The organism is Nocardiopsis sp. YSL2, assembly GCF_030555055.1.
In the GTDB taxonomy this organism is placed as follows: Bacteria; Actinomycetota; Actinomycetes; order Streptosporangiales; family Streptosporangiaceae; genus Nocardiopsis.
The window spans coordinates 2,324,314-2,339,384 of record NZ_JAMOAO010000001.1 but is presented as its reverse complement, the minus strand read 5'-3'; the positions used below and the strand labels follow the sequence as shown (position 1 = coordinate 2,339,384).

Here is a 15,071-nt window from a genome sequence, read left to right as displayed (position 1 = left end):
TGGCGGGTCTGGTATCGCCTATTCGGCGGTGAAACGGATGCTGTGCCAGCCGGAGGCCCCGTCGGGGATCGGCTCGGCACGCTCCGAGGTCTGTGTGCGGCCCTCGGCGTCGGTCGCCCGGACCTGGACCGTGTGCGGGCCGGGTGCGAGTTCGGTCTCGGCGACCCACTGGACCCAGGTGTCGATCCCGGGGACCTGGGCGAGTTCGGCCTCCCACCACTCGCCCTCGTCCACGCGCACCTCCACGGCGTCCACGCCGCGGTGCTGGGCCCAGGCCACGCCCGCCAGGGTGACGTCGCCGGAGGACACGCGGCCCAGGGGAGCGGGGACGTCCACGCGGGACATCACCTTGATCGGCGCCCGGACCGCCCAGCCGCGCTGGGCCCAGTAGGCCTTCTCGTCCGCGAACCGGGTGAGCTTGATGTCGGTGACCCACTTGGTGGCGCTGACGAAGCCGTACAGGCCCGGGACGACCATCCGCGCGGGGTAGCCGTGGCTGTGGGGCAGCGGCTCGCCGCCCATGCCGACGGCCAGCAGGGCGTCCCTCCCGTCCATCACGACCTCGGTGGGCGTCCCGCAGGTCCACCCGTCGTCGGAGGTGCTGAGGATCTGGTCCGCGCCCGCCTGGACCCCTGCCCGGCGCAGCAGGTCGGCCAGCGGGAAGCCCAGCCAGCGGCTGTTGCCGGCCAGGTCTCCGCCGACCTGGTTGGACACGCACGTCATCGTGATGTCGGCCTCGACCAGCGGCATGGCGAGCAGCTCGTCCATGTCGATCTCGAAGGGCTCGTCGACCATGCCGTGCACGCGCAGGCGCCAGCGGGTCGAGTCCAGCCTGGGCACGGTGAGGGCGGTGTCGATCCGGTAGAAGTCGGCGTTGGGGGTGCTGAAGGGCGTCAGGCCCGGGATGCCGAGGTCGGTCCCGGCCGGCAGCGCGGGCAGGGGCTCCGCCGCGGCGGGCAGGGCGAGCGACGACCGCGCTCCCGCCCCGCCCAGCGCGTTCGGGATCCAACGGCCGACGGCACCGGCGGTCGCGGACCCGACCAGGACACCCGTCGCGGTCAGAACGAAACCGCGTCTCCCCTGGCCGTGGTCGGGTCCCACCTGAGCGGGAGTGGTCTCCGCGTCCGCCGATGCCTGCGGCCTCCCCTTCCTCCCCGGTCCGTGGACCGTCCGCGCGCTCCTCAACAGGAGCGCGAGGGCCAGGGCTCCCGCGGCCGCGCCGAAGACCACCGGAGCGGCGGCCCACGGGTCTCCGGCGCGGCGCAGGAGGACGGCGGCCAGGCCGGCCGCCGCGAACACAGCCAGTCCCGCGTAGCCGAGGACGGGCCGCCGGAGCGCGAGCACTCCGAGGACGGCACCGGCCGCGAAGAGGACGGCCGCGATGCCGGTGACGAGCACGATCTTGTCGGCCGTCCCGAACAGCGCGATCGCCCACTCCATGAGGAACGCGGGCGTGGCGTCGACGACCACGTCGCCGACGGCCACCACGGGGGACGCGGATCCGGACAGCCCGGCCACGAGCTCGGCGGCGCCCAGGGCGGCGCCGACCGCCAGGAGGCCGATCACCGACCCCGTGACGACCCGTCGCCTCTCACGTGGCGGGGTGGTCTCCCCGCGCCTCTCAGTGTTCATGTGAGGTATTCGCGGTGGCCCCCGGCCCGGATTGGCGAGATTCTGTTTTTTCTCGAACGGGTTCCGTGGACACCGGGAAAACGCCCGTTCCGATAGGGTTCGCCCGACTCGTCCGCCCTCCGGTCGGTTCGACTCCGTGAGTGCTGGAGGATGTTGCCGTACGCCCCGTCAACGATCGGAGTTCCCCCACATGGCGCGGAAGTCGCCCCTCACCGTGGTCGCGCTGTTGGTCTCGGGCAGCCTCCTGCTCACCGGCTGCTCCGTCACCGACGACCTGTCCGGCTGGTGGTCGGAGACGTTCGGGGACGCGTCCGGCCCGCCCGAGGTCCGCGAGGAGTTCCCCTACGTCCGTGAGGGCCGGATCTTCCAGGACACCGGCCAGGACACCGAGATGCGCTTCGCCGTCACCGGACTGGAGCGGACCGACGAGTACACGGTCATGCGCTACGAGGTGACCTACCTCGACGACTTCTCCGGCCCCAACCGGAACCTGAGCATGGCCCACACGCTCGTGGACCCGCTCACCGGCCGCGTGTACCGCCAGTTCCTGGACGAGGAGGGCCTCAAGTACGGATCGGAGAGCCCCAACCAGGACGGCCTCTACCCCGTGCACGACGGGGTCACCAACGAGTACGTCCGGTACTTCCCGCGGCTGCCCGACGAGACGGCCCAGGTGACCTTCGTCGGCAGCGGCCTGGGGGCCATGACCGGGATCCCCGTCCAGGACGTGGAGGAGGAGACCCCGGCCCCGGAGAACCCCAACGGGCCCGACCACCTCACCCTCGACAACCCGCCCCCCTCGGGCGAGAACCTGACCTTCGCCAACCGGCGGCCCGAGGAGGACGCGCTCGCCGACGAGGGCTGGGTGCAGAGCTTCGTCGACTCGGAGATCGCCTCGACCACCCGGGACGGCGACCGCGAGATCATCTCGCTGCACTCCGACGTGATGTTCGCCTTCGACGAGGCCTCCCTCACCGAGGAGGCCGAGGAGGTCGTGCGCCGCGCGGCCACCACGCTGGCGACCAACGTCGACCCCGAGGACCCGACCATCACCGTCATCGGCCACACCGACGGCATCGGGTCCGCCTCCTACAACGACAACCTGTCCGTGGAGCGCGCGGAGAGCGTGCGCGACCTGCTCGCCGAGGAGATCGGGGCGGGGTACACCCTGGAGGTCGAGGGCCGCGGCATGGACGAGCCGGTGGCCCGCGAGGGCGGCCCGGACGACGAGCAGGCGCGCGCCCGCAATCGCCGCGTCGAGTTCTCCTACGTCTTCAACGACACGGTGGAGGCCACCGAGGAGGAGGAGTACGACGACGACGGCCTGGGCGCCGCCCAGCGCAACGTCACCTGGCCCGCGCCCTTCAGCGACGACCCCGGGTCGGTGGTGGCCGAGGGCGAGCTCGACGGCGTGCGCCTGGAGGTCTACCCGCTGCGCCGCGACGGCGCCTACGTGATCGGCACGGTGGCCTTCACCAACACCACCGACGAGCCGCTCGTACCGGAACTGGGCGGCACCGACGCCATCCAGGCCGGCGGCCCGGAGCAGTTCAACAAGGGCACGCTCGGCGGCTTCCAGCTCCTGGAGCCGGAGGCCGGGCTGGTGCGGTACGTGGCGCAGATGGACTTCGGCGAGGGGCGCTACAGCAGCTTCGCCGAGGAGGTCCACATGCTGCAGCCGGACAACACCTACGACCTGGTGGCGGTCTTCCCCGCGCCCCCGGTCGACGTGGAGGAGCTGACCCTGCGCGCCGGGCCCTTCGGCGAGTTCGAGGAGATCCCGGTCGTGTACTGACCCGGGAGGCGCACGAGGGGCCGGTTCGTGTGAACCGGCCCCTTCGCCGTGTCCGGGGCCGCCCGCGCCCCGGGGCGCGGGCGGACGGTCAGCCGCGCACGCGTTCGGCGGCCGTCATGACCACCCGCTCCAGGTCCTCGCGCGCGACGTCCTCGCCGAAGGCGATCGCGGCCACGTAGAAGTCGCCGGGCAGGGACAGGAAGAGCTGGCGGCTGGAGCCGTCGACGGTCCCCACGTACTCCAGGTCGCCGCCCAGTTCGTCGGTGTCGTCGTTGCGGTAGGTGTCCACGTCGACGTCGACGTCGACCTCCCAGTTCATCTCCGCCTCCGCACCGGGCACCCGGACGACGTCCGGGTTGGCGCTGGGGTCGGCGTTCGAGGTGAACACGAGGGTGAACACGGGCGTGCCCGGTTCGGTGCTCCCGTCGCTGAAGGAGCACGTCAGCTGCTCGGCGTCGTCGATGCCCTCGATGGCACCGGACTCCTCGGCGAGGACGGGGCCGGGGGCCAGGTCCCCGACGACGTCGGCGGCGCCCGCCGCCTCGCAGGATTCCGGCAGGCCGTAGGAGGACGCGGCCTCCTCCTCGGGAGAGGGATCGGCGCTGGGGTCCGCGCCCGGTGACTCCTCGTCCTCCCCGGTGGGCAGGCTCAGGTCGGCACCGTCGAACTCGTCGAGGTCGACCACGTCGCAGCCGACGAGGACGACACCTCCGATGACGACGGCGGCGACAGCCGTGCCCAGGCACGACAGGGGCTTGGACGGGATGAGTCGCATGGGTGGCTTTCGGTTCGGGGAGGGCCGGACGGGGAGGGCTTCCGGCGGGGGACACTGGGCAACTTAGCAAGTTCCCCGGTGTCCCACCGACGGGCGTCCGCTCCCCGTCCGCTCCCCGGCCGACTAGAAGTTGATCATGTGCCCGGCCAGACCGTGGACGGCCTCCTTGACCGCTTCGCTGAGCGTGGGGTGGGCGTGGATGTTGCGCGCCACCTCGTGGACGGTCAGGTCCCACTGCTGGGCCAGCGTGAGCTCCGGCAGGAGCTCGGTGACGTCCGGGCCGATCAGGTGGGCGCCCAGGAACTCGCCGTACTTGCCGTCGGAGATGATCTTGACGAACCCCCGGGTGTCGCCGATGCCGTGCGACTTGCCGTTGGCCATGAACGGGAACTTGGCGACCTGGACGTCGTATCCGGCCTCGCGGGCCTCGGCCTCGGAGTAGCCGAAGCTGGCGATCTGCGGCTGGCAGTAGGTGGCGCGCGGGATGAACCGGTAGTCGATCTCCTGCGTCTCGGCTTCCGCGATGGTCTCCGCGGCGACGATGCCCATGGCCTCTGCGGTGTGCGCGAGCATGAGCTTGGCGGTGACGTCGCCGATGGCGAAGATGTGCGGGACGCTCGTGCGGCCGCGGGAGTCGATGTCGACCGCGCCGCGGTCGGTGAGCCGGACGCCGGTCCGGTCCAGGCCGAAGCCCTCGACGTTGGGAGCGAAGCCGATCGCCTGGAGCAGCTTGTCGGCCTCCAGCGTCTTCTGCCCACCGTCGGCGCCCGTGACGGTGACGCGGACGTTCTTGCCGGTGTCCTCGACGGCCTCGACCCGGGTGGAGGTCATGACCTTGACGCCGAGCTTCTTGTAGGCCTTGGCCAGCTCCTTGGAGACCTCCTCGTCCTCCAGCGGGACGAGGCGGTCGAGGAACTCCACGACGGTGACGTCGACGCCGTAGTTGGCGAGGACGTAGGCGAACTCGACACCGATCGCCCCGGCACCGGCGATGACGATGCTCTCCGGCAGGGTGTCGCTGAGGATCTGCTCCTCGTAGGTGACGACCCGCTCGGACAGCGTGGTGCCCGGCAGCAGCTTGGTGGAGGAGCCGGTCGCGAGCACGGCGTGGTCGAAGGTGACGGTCTCGGTGGCGCCGTCCTCGCCCCTGACCTCGATCGTGCGGTCGTCGGTGAAGGTGCCGCGCCCGTGGATCTCGGTGATCTTGTTCTTCTTCATGAGGAAGTGGACGCCCTTGACGCGGCCGTCGGCCACCTCGCGGCTGCGGCTGTAGGCCTTGCCGTAGTCGAACTCCACCTTGCCGTCGACCTTGATGCCGAAGTAGTCGGCGTCATGGGAGAACAGGTGGGCGAGCTCGGCGTTGCGCAGCAGCGCCTTGGAGGGGATGCAGCCCACGTTGAGGCAGACCCCGCCCCAGTACTTCTCCTCGATGACGGCCGTCCTGAGGCCGAGCTGGGACGCTCGGATCGCGGCCACGTAGCCGCCCGGACCAGCGCCGAGGACGACGAGATCGAAGTGTTGTTGTCCCATGACGGGATCTCCCAGAGTGTGTTTGTGACGCACCCAGTGCAGCCGGCTTGCCCGGGGTGTCGGATTGCCGAAGGCCAGCTTAGTCGCGGGTCCCGTCGGTGCGTGTGACCGGGGACACCATCGATGCGACTTTCGGCGCTGGGAGGGCCCCGCGCGTCAGACCGTCCCGGCGCCGTCCTCGGAGACCCGCGCGTCCTTCGCGTCCAGGGAGTCCCGCGCTTCCGTGCCCTCCGCGCCCCCGGCCTTGGCGCGGGCCCGATCGGCGGCCTTGGCACGGATGTTCTGCCGGATCACCGGAGCGAACGCCATGGCGAAGATGAGGGCGAAGGTGATCCAGAGGGCGTAGCGGTCGACGAGGAGGATGATGTCGACCCCGGCCTGGCCGGCGGCGTAGCCCGCGGCGGCGACGGAGCCGGTCATCAGCAGGGCCGCGCACGCGTCCAGGACCATGAACGTCCGCAGCCGCATGCCGGTCCAGCCGGCGACGACGAGGACGAGGGCCGCGGGGACGCCGGGGACGTAGGAGACCAGGACGGCGGCGCGGATCCACCACGGGTTCGCGTCGCGCACCTTGTCCGCGAGGCGCCGGGCGCGCTCGCTGGGCGTGATCAGGTTGACGATGCCCCGTCCCCAGCGGCGCCCCAGCCACCAGAAGAGCCAGTCGACCTTGATCTTGCCGAACACCCCCGCGCACAGGACGAGCCACAGCGGGATCTCACCGATGCGCGCGAAGGCCGACGCGGCGCCGATGGCGGCGTTGCTGCCGGTCAACGCGGCCAGACCCACCGGGTGGTCGGCGATGAGGAGGGGCTTGAGCGGGGTGAGCGCGAGGAAGACGGTGGGGATCACGATGAACGCCGTCAGGAGCGCCTTGTCCTGGCGGGTCGCCCGGCCCTCCCACGGCTTGAGCGCGCGCAGGGCCGCCCTGGCCTCCTCCTCCTTGCGTTCCTTCTCCCGGCGCCGCTCCCGCTCGGGGGAGAGCACGCAGTCGGCGTCCGGAGCGGTGCCCGCGGTGTCGGCGGTCCCGTCCGTGTCCGCGGCGGTCCCGTCCGTGCCGGCGGTGTCGCTGCTGGTGCTGTGCGGCTGCGTCGTCATGTCCCCAGAGTCCCGTGTCGGTGCGGAGGCCGGTAGTCGCAGGCGTCACCGGGCCCGTGTGAGCGGTTCAGCGGTCTCCGCATGACATCTGTCATCGGCCGTCGGTGGAGTCGGTGTCGGCCACGCCGTGCCGGGGCGGCAGCGGCCACTTCCAGTCCGGCGCCCAGGTGCTGCTGTCCGAGACGCCGGGCGGCATGGGCGGAAGCAGCCGGGCGCCCGGCGCGAGGTCGGCGGGGTCGACCGGGAGGGCCAGGGGCTCCTCGTGCGGCACGGGGGAGGAGGCGGGGAGCGGGGGCGCCTCGACCGCGGAGTTCGGGACGAACCCGGGGAAGGGCGCCACGTCGGGCAGGGGGTCGTCCGCCCACGGGTGCGCCGCCGACGCCGGGTCCGGTTCGGGGGCGAAGGCGTCACCGGGGGCGTGTTCCGGTCCGCGTGCGAGTTCCTCCAGGAACTCCTGCGGGACGCCCCACGGCTGCTGCGGGTCGTCGGGCGTTTCGTCCTGTGGCGGCTCGGACGGGAACGCGGGGGCCTCTGGGGCCAGTGTGGAGCCGGCTCCGGCCGCCGCCTGGTCCTGCTCGCCGTCGACCGCGGTTCCGTACTCGGCGTGCTCGGCGACGTACTCGGATTCGGGGCCGGTGTCGGGGAACGGAGCCGGCATCGGGCCCGAGTCCACCTCGGCGAAGTGCGCCGCCACCCCGAAGTGCCGGGGCGGCCGGTGCGCACCGGTGTCGTCGTTCTCGATGGGTGTCGCGAGCGGGTGGCGGACCGATCCGGCGGGGTGCACCCGCGACCACCAGTCCTGGGCCTGGTCCGGGGGCAGTTCCGACACGACCGACAGTGATCCGGGGATGTGCGGGTGCCGGCGCCCGGCCCGCCAGGAGTGCGAGAGCGACTGCGCCTCCAGCACCAGCACGCGCTCGCCGTCCACCACGGGGATGTCGCCGGGGACCGCCTCGTTGCCCACCCAGGTGCCGTCGCCGCCGACCAGGTCCCACTCGCCCTCGACGACGTCGGCCAGGGGGTCGGCGGGCGCGTCCAGGCAGGCGGCGGTCCAGCGCGGGTCGGGCCGGGTGCCCGAGAGCATCCGCCCCTCCTTGCCGATGAGCGCGTCCGCGAGCAGGGTGTGCAGCTGGAAGTTGTCGCCGATGCCGTCGAAGCGCACCCGGAAGCCCCGCTGGGAGGCCCGCTCCAGGACGAGCGCCGTGTCGGCCTCGGCCATCCGCAGGAGTTCGGCGACCTCGCGGAACTCGCTGAGGTGGGTGGACAGCGCCCGCACGATCTGGCCGAGCCCGTCCAGCGCGCTGGCGTCCGCGCGCACGGCGGCGCGTACCCCGGAGTCGCCGAGCATGGCCTTGGCGGCCAGCCCGTAGCGCAGCGAGGTCCACCAGCCGACGGTCGCCAGCGGCGCGTTCTCGCCGAGGACCTCCTCGACCCGCACCTCCTCCGATTCGCCGACCTCGGTGGGCCCGGGCAGCGGTCCGCCGCCGGTCTTGTCCCAGGCGTGCATGAACGCCACGGCCGCCTGGCCGTAGCGTCCGAGCTGCCGCAGGACCTCCAGGCCGACCTCGCCCGCGGGCGCCCCGGACTCGACCAGGGCCCCGGCGAGGACCGCGAGGTCGGCGGCGATGCCCGCGGCCGGTTCGCAGTCGCTCAGGACAGGGGTGAGGGCTTCCATGGCGATGGCGAGTTCGTCCGTCGGCACATCGGAGGAGAGCCGGAACACGTCGTGCACGGCGTCCGGGAAGTCGGGTGCCTGGCTTGCGGCGGTGTCGAGCACACGTTGGAACGCGGCGCGGAACTCATCAGTCACCCGTGAATCCTTCCATATCCTCACGTATCGTCCGTGGTCGGACACATGGGTACACGGTCCGTGGTGTCGCGTCGAACGCGGGACCGCGCGCGCGGCCGGTCCGGGAGGGGGCCCGCGCCGCCGGCACGGGCCGCGCCGGCGTCAGGGCCCCGACACGAAGCGGACCTCGCGGCCCTCGGCGTCCGGTGCCAGGAAGTCCAGTAGCCGCAGCCCTTCGGCCGTCACCTCCTCGGCGTCCGTCCCGGTGATCGGGGCGAACGGGACGACCTCGACGGCGGTGCCGGCTCCCTTGCCGACCACCTTCCACGCGGCCCGGACCCGCCCGTCCACCAGAACGGTCGAGGGCGGCATTCCGTTACGGGACGTGATGCGCTTGAGGTCCTCGGCGGAGATGACGCGGCTCCGGTCGGCGTGGCCGCGCAGCAGGTTGTCGAAGTCGTAAAGGAAGCGGACCGGCGCCGGGGTGTCGGGGTCGGGCCGGGGAGCGTCGGGCAGGTCGAAGAGCTCGGCGCCGTCCTCGGTGCGCAGGACCACGAGCCGGGGCCGCAGGCGGTCGACGACCTCGCGCAGCCGGGTCAGGCCGGACCAGGCCTGCACGTCCTTGACCCCGGCCGGGCCGAACGCGGCCAGGTAGCGCAGGACGAGGGTGTCCGGATCGGCCCGGGCGTCCATGGCCAGTCCGGTCCAGCTGTCGGCGGGCGCGAGCGCGGGCGGCCCGGAGGCGCCCCACACCCCGCGCGGGGGGACCTGGACGACGGGCATCCGGTTGCGCACGACGTAGGCGAGGTCGGCGCCGGGGACGTCCGGCCACTCCTCGGCGAGCAGCGCGCCCAGCTCCTTGGGTGTGAGCGGCCGCTTCTCCAGGAGCGCGCGCCCGTACGCGACCACGGCGTCGTGGTCCACGCCACCGGTGGTCTTCCCGTGGCTGCTGTGGGCGAGGTCCCGGTCCATGGCGGTCTGCACGGTGGCGCGCAGGGAGCGGCAGTCCTGAGGGGTGACCAGGTGGAGGGTGGAGCGCATGAGTGAGACGCGGACGAGCTCGCCCTCGGTCAGCCGACGGCCGACGTCGTGGGGCGAGAGCGAAGCGATGCGGCTCTGCAGGCCGACGTACCAGGTGTGGGTGGTCTGCGCCTGGAGGCCGACGAGGTGGCTCACCACGTCGGTGACGGGGCGGTCGACGCGGCGCAGGAGCAGTTGGCGGTCCAGGGTCGCGCGGTTGAGCGCCCGCCGCGTCAACGTGGTGTCGGTCGTGGCCATCCTGGGGTCCCTCCCGGCGGGTGCGGTGGCAGCACCCTACCGGCACGGTGGGACGAACCATAGGGAAAGGCGGACCCTCCGGACGCGGTGTCCGGAGGGTCCGCCCGGTTCCCGCGGGTGCGGCGGAGGTGGTCCCCGCTACCGGTCCCGGTCCAGGAGCTGGGCGCAGCGGATCAGGCCCAGGTGCGAGTACGCCTGCGGGTGGTTGCCCAGCGCCCGCTCGGTGACCGGGTCGAACTCCTCGGGGATCAGACCGGTCGGTCCCGCGCAGTCCACCAGGTGCTTGAAGAGCTCCTCGGCCTCGGCCCGCCGCCCGGTCAGCACGTAGGCCTCGATCAGCCAGGTGGTGCACAGGTGGAAGCCGCCCTCGCCGCCGGGCAGGCCGTCGTCGCGGTGGTAGCGGTAGACCGTGGGGCCGCTGCGCAGCTGCGCCTCGATCGCGGTCACCGTCGCCTGGAAGCGCTCGTCGGACGGGTCGATCATGCCGGACAGCCCGATGTGCAGTGAGGCGGCGTCCAGGTCGGTGCCGTCGTAGGCGGTGGTGTAGGCCTGCGCCTGCTCGTTCCAGCCCGACTCCAGCACCTCGGCCGCGATCCGCTCGCGCAGCCCGGCCCAGTCCGGGCCGGCCTCGCGCCCGTAGTCGGCGGCCAGCCTCAGTGCGCGGTCCAGGCTCACCCAGCACATCACCTTGGAGTAGACGCGCTGGCGAGGTTCGTCGCGCTCCTCCCAGATGCCGTGGTCGGGCTCGTCCCAGCGCCGCGCGACCGCGGCGCACATCTGCTCGACCAGGTCCCAGTCCCGGTCGGCCAGGTGTCCGCGTGCGGTCGACAGGTGGCTGATGAGCTCGACGATGGGCCCGAACACGTCCAGCTGGACCTGGTGGTCGGCGAGGTTGCCGACCCGGACCGGCCGGGACCCGGCGTAGCCGGAGAGGGTCTCGATGACCTCCTCGGGGCCCAGGTCGGTGCCGCGCAGGCTGTACAGGGGGCGCAGCAGTTCGGGGCCGGGCAGGGTGGCGACCACGTCGTGCACCCAGTCCAGGAACTTCTCGGCCTCGGCCGTGGACCCGAGCGAGACCAGGGACTGCACGGTCAGGGCGCCGTCGCGCAGCCAGCAGTACCGGTAGTCCCAGTTGCGCACCCCGCCGATCTCCTCGGGCAGGGAGGTGGTCGCGGCGGCCATCACCCCGCCGGTGGGGGTGCACAGCCCGCGCAGGGTCAGCGCGGAGCGCTGGGCCAGGTCCCGGGCGGTGACCGGCAGGTCCAGGTTCCGCACCCAGTCGGTCCAGTGCTCGTGGGTGGCCCGGCGACGCTCCGGCTCGGCGGTCCCGCCCGGCGCGGAGTCGGTGCTGCCGCAGCGCAGTTCGAGCACGACGGGCCGCTCGGAGGTGGGGTGGACGGTGGCGTAGGCGACGTCGTCGACGCCGTCGTGGGTGATGTGCCAGTCCACCCCGGGGGAGGACAGCACCATCGGGAAGTCCGCGCCCAGGACCCGCAGTCCGCCCTCGACGGCGACCAGGCGCACGGGGGCGCGGCCGAAGTCGGGGCGCGGGGCGAACTCCACGGTGGCCGGGACCACGCCGTGGATCACGCGGACCAGGTCGGTGCGGCCCGGCTGCTCGGGCTGGGCGAGGTAGTCGGTGATCTCCAGGCGGGAGAAGCGGGTGCGCACGGTCATGGTGCCGGCCTCGTAGCGCTGGCCCAGGGGGCGTCCGCCGTGGACGGGGGCGATCGCGAACACGCCCGCGCTGCGCCCGCCGAGGACCTCGGCGAACAGGGCGGGGGAGTCGGGCTCGGGATGGCAGAACCACGCCAGGCGCGCGTCGGGGCCCACCAGCGCGACCGCGTCCTGGTTGGACAGCAGGCTCATCCGCTCGATCGGGGTGGGGCGTTCCCCGAAGACCCAGGCGCGGCGCTCGGCGGCCAGAACGGTGAGGAGCTGGGCGGCGGCGGGGGTGTCGGCGACGCGGTGGGCGGCCACGGTGGGCTCGCTCCCGACGCGGATACCGGTGTCGGAGCCGTTCAGCCGCAGGAAGACGGGCTCCTCACCGTGGCCGCCGCCGAGGTAGCACGTGGCGGTGGCCTGGACCTGGTCGCGGAGCTGCTCCAGCGCGGTGGCCTTGTCCGCGGCGTCCAGGGGCCGGTCCAGGGTGGTGTCGTACTCGGCTCCGTGGGCGCCGATGAGGTGGATCTCGCTGGGCAGGCGGGAGAGGGTCGCCAGGTCGGCCAGGGAGCGGGCCGAGATGACGGCGCAGGTGGTGCCCGGCAGGTCGGCGAGATCGCGCAGGGCGCGGACCGCCTGGGGGAGGGGCCGCGAGGCGGAGGCGTCGGTGGGGGCCAGGGCGCCGTCGTAGTCGCAGGTGACGAGCAGGTTGGAGGAGCGGGCCAACGCCGACACGCGTCGGCGTACGTCCAGTGGCAGGGCTTCGGGAGCCGTGCCGGACGTCTCCGGCGCTGTCGCCGGGCTCGCCTCGACCGCGTGGGTGAGCGTCACGTTGCCTCCTCCGTCGGTCCATGGTGACCTGGGGAAATTGTTGAGAATTAGGACTCCGCGCGCACGCCACCGGTCACACCGTTCCGGTGTGCACAACGTAGACCCAGGGCTTGTGGCGCGGGATGACCTGCAGGGGACTTTGGGAAGATATGAGGAGCTTTTAGCGCGAATGCCGACAAACCGGTCCTACCGGTCGTCGAGGAAAAGCTCCGGTCCTCAGGAAGTCAACGCGAGACTACCCGCGACCTGCGGTCTCCGGGCCGCTGATGCCATGTGATGCAAGTCACTCATGCGGCGGAAGTGTCAGGATTGGACGGGCAACCCGAGCCCGGGACCGGCCTGGCCGCAACGGAAGCGGCGATGGCCGACCCCCCGCACCCCCACTCGGGCTCCACGGCGTGCTATGGCACACGCTCCGGCACGCCGGGTGCGCCGAGGGCGCTCCGCGCGCAGGGAGGTGGGGCCCGCCGCGCGCGGCGGCGGGCCCCACCGGTCAGACCGGCTTGCGCAGGTGGTGCACCCAGGCGGGCGGGATGTTGGCGAACACCGTGTCGGTGCGGATGCCGTAGCGGTCGATCCAGTCCTGGACCACCCAGCTGGTCCGCGCCTGGCGGAGGTAGTCCTCGCGCCGGGCGATGACCGCCTTGACCTCCTTGGTGTACAGGTAGCCGTAGAAGGACAGGGTGCCGCCGGGTTCGAGGACCTCGAAGTAGTAGTCGAGGATCTCCGTGACCTCGTCGGCGGTGAAGTTGGCGAACGGCAGACCGGAGACGATCGCGTCGTAGCGGCGGTCCGAACCCATCTCGTTGACGAGCTTGGCGTGGACCCGGGCACTGTCGGCGATCCGCGACAGCTCGGGATCGGTCGTGAGCAACCCCTCCAGGTGGGCGGCGAACTCGGGATTGGCCTCGACCAGGTCGACGGTGTCGCCCGGGCCCATGGCGGCGGCGATCCCGCGGCTGATCGCGCCGGTTCCGGCGCCGGCCTCCAGGATGCGCAGTGGCTGTGCGGGGTCGGGGCGCTCGCGGACGAACTCGGCCAGCGCGTCGGCCAGTGCCCGGCTGCTCGGCACGATGGAACCGGTCGCGTGGAAGGTCCGCAGCGCCTGGCTGAAGAACAACCTGGTGTCACGCAGGCGCTCGTCCAACCTGAGGGCGGTCAACGGTCCGGCGGGGCTCTGAGTCTCGGACATACACGCACGCTAGCGCCTGACGGCCGCCAGGGGGAGTCACCGGGGCGTTTCCTTGCCGGGCCGTGCCCGGCGGCCTGGTCGGGGGCGGTGTGCGGCGCGCCACGGCCTGCTGACGGGCCGGTCCGCCGCAGGTCCCACGGGCGCGCCCGGCCGGCACGGCCTACGCTGGGTCCATGAGCGCAGCGCAGAGCACACCTCAGGACTCCTCCACCCCCAGGACCGCCCTGGTCACCGGCGCCTCCAGCGGTATCGGTGAGGAGTTCGCCCGCCGCCTGGCCCAGCGCGGCTACGGCCTGGTGGTGGTCGCGCGGCGCGAGGACGTCCTGCACGCGCTGGCCGGGGAGATCGGCGAGCGCTACGGCACGGACGTGGAGACACTGCCCGCCGACCTCGCCACGCGCGAGGGCCTCGAAGCGGTCGCCGCGCGTCTGCGCCGGGACGGCACGGACGGCGTCCCGCCCATCGACCTGCTGGTCAACAACGCCGGACGCGGGGACGGCGGCGTCTTCGCCGAGCAGGACCCGGACGAGATCGACGCCATGATCGACCTCAACGTGCGCGCCGTGCTGCAGTTGGCCCGCGCGGTCCTGCCGGTCCAGATCGCCCGGCGCGAGGCGGGCGAGACCGCGCGGCTCGGCGTGGTCAACGTGTCGTCGCTGGCCGGGGAGCCCGCGGCCAACCCCGGCGGGTCGGTCTACGGCGGCGGCAAGAAGTTCGTCACCCTGTGGAGCGAGAGCGTGGCCGCCGAGGTCCGGCGCAAGGGCGTCCAGGTCACCGTGGTCCTGCCCGGTTTCGTGCGCACCGACATGACCCGCAAGGTACAGGACCAGGGGCTGCCGGAGTTCGCGTTCGTGCCCAAGGAGCAGATCGTGCGCGAGACCCTGCGGGCGTGGTCCGCGGGCCGCTCCCAGGTCGTCCCGGGCGGGCAGTACAAGACGGCGGACGGCCTGCTCAGGGTCCTGCCCCGCACCCTGGTCAGGGCCCTCGCCCGGCGGATGGCCTGACCATCCCTCCCACATGGTGAGACATCCGGCTCCCGGTGCGGCGCCGGGTCCGCGCAGCGCCTACCCTGGTAGCGCACTGTCGGTCGAGGAAAGACACCATGAAGACCTTCGAAGAGCTGTTCGCCGAGCTGTCCGAGAAGGCGCGCTCCCGCCCCGAGGGGTCCGGGACCGTCGCCCAACTCGACGCCGGCGTCCATGCCATCGGCAAGAAGGTCGTCGAGGAGGCCGCAGAGGTCTGGATGGCCGCCGAGTACGAGTCGGACGAGCACGCCGCCGAAGAGATCTCGCAGCTCCTCTACCACCTCCAGGTCCTGATGCTGGCCCGCGGCCTGCGCCTCGAGGACGTCTACAAGCATCTCTAGGGCGTGTTCCGCGGATACGTGCCCTGCTGCGCGTCGTCCCGGCTGCTCTCACCGCGTTCTGCTCCGTCGGCAGAGGGGAACTCCCTCGTCGGGCTGGTGAGAGCACCACTGGAGACGCCGCTCTCG

The 15,071-nt window shown here is 72.5% G+C and carries 11 protein-coding genes; 3 read left to right on the top strand and 8 right to left on the bottom strand.

Features of this window, described 5'->3' with window-relative positions:
* Positions 1-18 precede the first annotated feature (18 nt).
* Positions 19-1,632 carry a molybdopterin-dependent oxidoreductase gene (locus tag M1P99_RS10140; RefSeq protein WP_304452408.1) on the bottom strand — a complete coding sequence of 538 codons (1,614 nt, stop codon included), beginning with the start codon at positions 1,630-1,632 and terminating at the stop codon, positions 19-21.
* Between the two features lie 190 nt (positions 1,633-1,822).
* Here M1P99_RS10140 and M1P99_RS10135 point away from each other — a divergent pair, with 190 nt between their 5' ends.
* A complete protein-coding gene (locus M1P99_RS10135; RefSeq protein ID WP_304452407.1) occupies positions 1,823-3,427 on the top strand; it encodes an OmpA family protein in 1,605 nt (534 codons plus the stop codon).
* A gap of 88 nt (positions 3,428-3,515) precedes the next feature.
* Here the strand turns inward: M1P99_RS10135 and M1P99_RS10130 are convergent, their stop codons facing one another.
* The 7 genes from M1P99_RS10130 to M1P99_RS10100 form a co-directional block, all read right to left on the bottom strand.
* Positions 3,516-4,202 carry a hypothetical protein gene (locus tag M1P99_RS10130; protein WP_304452406.1) on the bottom strand — a complete coding sequence of 229 codons (687 nt, stop codon included), beginning with the start codon at positions 4,200-4,202 and terminating at the stop codon, positions 3,516-3,518.
* 123 nt (positions 4,203-4,325) lie between these two features.
* A complete protein-coding gene (lpdA, locus tag M1P99_RS10125; RefSeq protein ID WP_304452405.1) occupies positions 4,326-5,732 on the bottom strand; it encodes a dihydrolipoyl dehydrogenase in 1,407 nt (468 codons plus the stop codon).
* 156 nt (positions 5,733-5,888) lie between these two features.
* On the bottom strand, positions 5,889-6,827 hold the full coding sequence (locus tag M1P99_RS10120) for a DedA family protein (protein WP_304452404.1): 939 nt from the start codon (positions 6,825-6,827) through the stop codon (positions 5,889-5,891).
* Positions 6,828-6,918: 91 nt separating this feature from the next.
* The gene (locus M1P99_RS10115) at positions 6,919-8,637 is read right to left on the bottom strand and encodes a hypothetical protein (RefSeq protein ID WP_304452403.1); all 1,719 of its coding nucleotides are present in this window, start codon (positions 8,635-8,637) and stop codon (positions 6,919-6,921) included.
* A 141-nt stretch (positions 8,638-8,778) separates the two neighbouring features.
* On the bottom strand, positions 8,779-9,894 hold the full coding sequence (locus M1P99_RS10110; RefSeq protein WP_304452402.1) for a winged helix DNA-binding domain-containing protein: 1,116 nt from the start codon (positions 9,892-9,894) through the stop codon (positions 8,779-8,781).
* Positions 9,895-10,032: 138 nt separating this feature from the next.
* Positions 10,033-12,387, bottom strand: coding sequence for a trehalase-like domain-containing protein (locus M1P99_RS10105; protein WP_304452401.1), 2,355 nt, complete (start codon positions 12,385-12,387; stop codon positions 10,033-10,035).
* Positions 12,388-12,880: 493 nt separating this feature from the next.
* Positions 12,881-13,579, bottom strand: a complete 699-nt coding sequence (locus tag M1P99_RS10100; protein WP_304452400.1) for a class I SAM-dependent methyltransferase — start codon at positions 13,577-13,579, stop codon at positions 12,881-12,883.
* A 173-nt stretch (positions 13,580-13,752) separates the two neighbouring features.
* Between M1P99_RS10100 and M1P99_RS10095 the strand changes: the two genes are divergently transcribed.
* Complete coding sequence (locus tag M1P99_RS10095; RefSeq protein WP_304452399.1) at positions 13,753-14,583, top strand: SDR family oxidoreductase; 831 nt, start codon at positions 13,753-13,755, stop codon at positions 14,581-14,583.
* A 98-nt stretch (positions 14,584-14,681) separates the two neighbouring features.
* A complete protein-coding gene (locus tag M1P99_RS10090; protein ID WP_304452398.1) occupies positions 14,682-14,945 on the top strand; it encodes a phosphoribosyl-ATP diphosphatase in 264 nt (87 codons plus the stop codon).
* Positions 14,946-15,071 lie beyond the last annotated feature (126 nt).

Bases quoted from the DNA above. Each gene is read 5' to 3' on its own strand.
- M1P99_RS10140 (WP_304452408.1), bottom strand. From the start codon at position 1,632: ATGAACACTGAGAGGCGCGGGGAGACCACCCCGCCACGTGAGAGGCGA.
- M1P99_RS10135 (WP_304452407.1), top strand. From the start codon at position 1,823: ATGGCGCGGAAGTCGCCCCTCACCGTGGTCGCGCTGTTGGTCTCGGGC.
- M1P99_RS10130 (WP_304452406.1), bottom strand. From the start codon at position 4,202: ATGCGACTCATCCCGTCCAAGCCCCTGTCGTGCCTGGGCACGGCTGTC.
- lpdA (WP_304452405.1), bottom strand. From the start codon at position 5,732: ATGGGACAACAACACTTCGATCTCGTCGTCCTCGGCGCTGGTCCGGGC.
- M1P99_RS10120 (WP_304452404.1), bottom strand. From the start codon at position 6,827: ATGACGACGCAGCCGCACAGCACCAGCAGCGACACCGCCGGCACGGAC.
- M1P99_RS10110 (WP_304452402.1), bottom strand. From the start codon at position 9,894: ATGGCCACGACCGACACCACGTTGACGCGGCGGGCGCTCAACCGCGCG.
- M1P99_RS10100 (WP_304452400.1), bottom strand. From the start codon at position 13,579: ATGTCCGAGACTCAGAGCCCCGCCGGACCGTTGACCGCCCTCAGGTTG.
- M1P99_RS10095 (WP_304452399.1), top strand. From the start codon at position 13,753: ATGAGCGCAGCGCAGAGCACACCTCAGGACTCCTCCACCCCCAGGACC.
- M1P99_RS10090 (WP_304452398.1), top strand. From the start codon at position 14,682: ATGAAGACCTTCGAAGAGCTGTTCGCCGAGCTGTCCGAGAAGGCGCGC.